We start from the raw sequence: 3,058 nt of genomic DNA, 5'->3' as shown, positions 1-3,058 counted from the left end.
ATATAGTAGGGCATACTATGCAATATCACCCGCATGGAGATGCAAGTATTGCAGATGCCATGGTACAAATAGGCCAAAAAGATTTGTTAATAGATACGCAAGGAAACTGGGGAAACATTTTAACAGGAGACCGTGCTGCTGCCTCACGTTATATAGAAGCTCGTATTTCTAAATTTGGATTAGATGTCGTTTATAATCCTAAAATTACAGAATGGCAAGCCTCTTACGATGGGCGTAGAAAAGAACCCGTTAATTTGCCAGTAATGTTTCCGTTACTATTAGCACAAGGAGGAGAAGGTATTGCTGTAGGGTTATCTACTAAAATACTACCACACAACTTTATAGAACTTATAGACGCTTCAGTAAAACACTTACAAGGCAAACGATTTACGTTAGTACCAGACTTTCCAACAGCAGGAATTGCAGATTTCTCTAATTATAATGATGGATTAAGAGGCGGTAAAGTACGTGTAAGAGCTAAAATATCTCAACGCGATAAAAACACTTTGGTTATTACCGAAATTCCTTATGCTACAACAACATCCTCATTAATAGACTCTATTTTAAAAGCAAACGATAAAGGGAAAATTAAAATAAAGAAAATAGAAGATAACACGGCTGCTGAGGTCGAAATTTTAATACACTTACCATCTGGGTTATCCCCAGACAAAACTATAGATGCCTTATATGCCTTTACAAGTTGCGAATCTTCAATATCACCTTTAGGATGTGTTATCGAAGATAATAAACCATTGTTTATTGGCGTTTCTGAAATGCTACGCCGTAGTACAGATAATACAGTACAATTACTAAAACAAGAATTAGAGATAAAACTTGGAGAGTTCGAAGAACAATGGCATTTTGCAAGTTTAGAGCGTATTTTTATAGAAAATAGAATATACCGCGATATTGAAGAAGAAGAAACATGGGAAGGCGTTATACAAGCAATAGATAATGGGTTAAAACCACACATAAAACATTTAAAACGAGAAGTTACCGTTGAAGATATTACACGTTTAACAGAAATTAGAATTAAACGTATTTCTAAATTTGATATAGACAAAGCACAGCAAAAAATTGATGCTTTAGAAGACCAAATCGCTGAGGTAAAACACCATTTAGCTAATCTTATAGATTATGCTATAGCGTATTTTACACGATTAAAAAAGGAATACGGAGAAGGAAGAGAACGTAAAACAGAAATTAGAACCTTTGGTGATGTAGATGCTACAAAAGTAGTAATACGTAATACTAAACTCTATGTAAATAGAGAAGAAGGTTTTATAGGGACTTCTTTACGCCGAGATGAGTATGTGTGCGATTGTAGTGACATTGATGATATTATAGCCTTTACTAACGATGGTAAAATGATGGTTACCAAAGTAGACACAAAAACCTTCATTGGTAAAAATATCATTCACGTAGCTGTCTTTAAAAAGAAAGACAAACGTACCATTTATAACATGATTTATAGAGATGGTAGTAAAGGACCATCGTACATAAAACGTTTTGCTGTAACAGCAATGACTAGAGATAAGGAATACGATTTAACCAACGGGAATAAAAGCTCTAAATTATGGTACTTTTCGGCAAACCCTAATGGAGAAGCAGAAGTTATTAGTTTATATTTAAGGCAAGTTGGAAGCGTTAAAAAATTAAAATGGGATATAGACTTTGCCGATATTTTAATAAAAGGAAGAGCCTCTAAAGGAAATTTGGTAACCAAATACCCAATTAAAAAAATAGAACTTAAAGAAAAAGGAGTTTCAACACTAAAACCTAGAAAAATATGGTTTGATGAAACTGTACGACGCATTAATGTTGATGGTAGAGGAGAGCTGTTAGGAGAATTTAGAGGAGAAGACCGTATACTAATCATTAACCAAAAAGGAATCGCAAAAACAATTATTCCAGAAGTAACTGCGCATTTTGATGATGACATGATTGTTATGGAAAAATGGATTCCTAAAAAACCTATATCTGCTATTTATTTCGATGGCGAAAAAGAGAAATATTACGTAAAACGTTTCTTAATCGAAAATGAAAGTAAAGAAGAATCATTCATTACAGGGCATGAGAAATCGCAATTAGAAATAGTGTCAACAGATTGGAAACCCTTAGCAGAAGTTGTTTTTGCGAAAGAACGCGGTAAAGACAGAAAGGATAATTTAGAAGTTAATCTAGAAGAATTTATTGCTATAAAAGGTATAACAGCATTAGGGAATCAATTAACAAAAGATAAGGTAAATCAAATTAACTTGTTAGACCCAATTCCTCATGAAGCTCCAGAAGAAGTTCATGCAGAAGATATAGAAGTTGTAGACGAAGAGAATGTAACTAATTCTAATGATGCAAAGGATACTACAGATGATCAACCAACGTTATTTTAAAATGAATACTCTATTTTTCTCTATACTTTTAGTATTATGGTAGTTAAAAAGTACTTTTCTTTTTTATTAGTATTTGCGGTAAGTATCTTATTTGCACAAGAAGACCTTGTTGAAAATGTAGTATTTCCTAACCCAGATGCAGCAGTTACAATGTTCTTAAAAGACAATAGCATTTATGGAGAGAATAATTTTAATGGCCCTGTAAAAAACATTACTATAAAAGTAAAGCATTTAGATAATGGAGATTTAACAAGCAAATCTAACATAGATATGTTTTACAGTTTAAAAAGTAAACTAGAAAAAGTAATTAATAAAGAAACCCTATACACAGGCATAGAACCATGTAATTGCGCTGATGAAGAAGATAAAAGTACGGTAGAGTTTGTTGATACAACCTTTTATACTATTGGTTCTTTAAAAAATATTAAAAATGTAAAACCTACCGCTATAGATACATTAACAGGTGCATTAGAGTTAAAACCTAATCATTGGTATAAAAACAAGTTGCTTGTACAGAAAATTAAGGATGATGCAAAAACTGTTTATGTATACGATGATAAAAAACGACTAATTGAGGAACATAGCTATATTCGTGATATATTAGAAAGTGAAGATGAAAATAACCCAGCAATGGTTACGGCATTTTATAAAAACTATATGGCTAAAGC

Annotated in this window: 2 protein-coding genes; both read left to right on the top strand. The window is 32.4% G+C overall.

Annotated features, from left to right (window positions below):
• Positions 1-2,390 (top strand): DNA gyrase/topoisomerase IV subunit A (locus ACVC2P_RS00550; protein WP_452596535.1); only part of this gene is annotated, 2,390 nt, incomplete at its 5' end.
• 36 nt (positions 2,391-2,426) lie between these two features.
• Positions 2,427-3,058: hypothetical protein (locus ACVC2P_RS00545; protein ID WP_452596534.1), on the top strand; the 632-nt coding region annotated here is incomplete at its 3' end.

This window comes from Pontimicrobium sp. MEBiC01747, from assembly GCF_053601635.1.
The sequence above is the reverse complement of the archived record's forward strand: the minus strand, read 5'-3'. Positions and strand labels throughout refer to the sequence as shown.